This window comes from Leclercia barmai (genome assembly GCF_049312895.1).
Lineage (GTDB): Bacteria > Pseudomonadota > Gammaproteobacteria > Enterobacterales > Enterobacteriaceae > Enterobacter > Enterobacter barmai.
In genome coordinates this window covers 1-476 of record NZ_JBMNWZ010000020.1, presented here as the reverse complement: position 1 = coordinate 476, position 476 = coordinate 1, and the positions used below count along the sequence as shown (strand labels likewise).

The 476-nt window shown below is 48.1% G+C and carries 1 protein-coding gene; it reads left to right on the top strand.

What is annotated here, in order from left to right; genetic code table 11:
- On the top strand, positions 1 to 428 hold a 428-nt coding region (locus ACOYA6_RS23035), incomplete at its 5' end, for a T6SS immunity protein Tli4 family protein (RefSeq protein ID WP_422655479.1).
- Between the last annotated feature and the right edge of the window lie 48 nt (positions 429 to 476).

Genomic DNA, 476 nt, shown 5'->3' with positions numbered 1-476 from the left:
CCGATCCGACGGCAAGAGATCGAGAGGATATCAACATTGGACTCATAAGTAATACTGTCGACAATATACGTGTTGCTGTTTCTAATGATAACTTTACACGTGAAGAAACCACGGTTCTGGACAGAATGGGAGACATAAAAAGCAATATTTCCCGTTCACGGGGAGAAATAGAAAGAAAAGGGGCATTTAGTGTTAACGGGTTGCAGGCGCAGGAGTTTCTGGCCGCGGGCTTGCAGGAAGACAACGATGAGCCACGATATCAATTTGAAATGTATATCAATGAAATGACGGTCAGCTATAACACTCCCGGGTTTATGCTGACCCTGGATAATCAACGCATGTCGCCGACCTCCTACAGCAAAGAGGAAATTATCGCCTTCTGGGACACCATTAGCCGTAGCGTACGCGTGCGTCCCGGCGCGTTCTGACCTGTCGGAACCGATTGCAGACAGTTAACCGGGAGGCTTCACAATGGA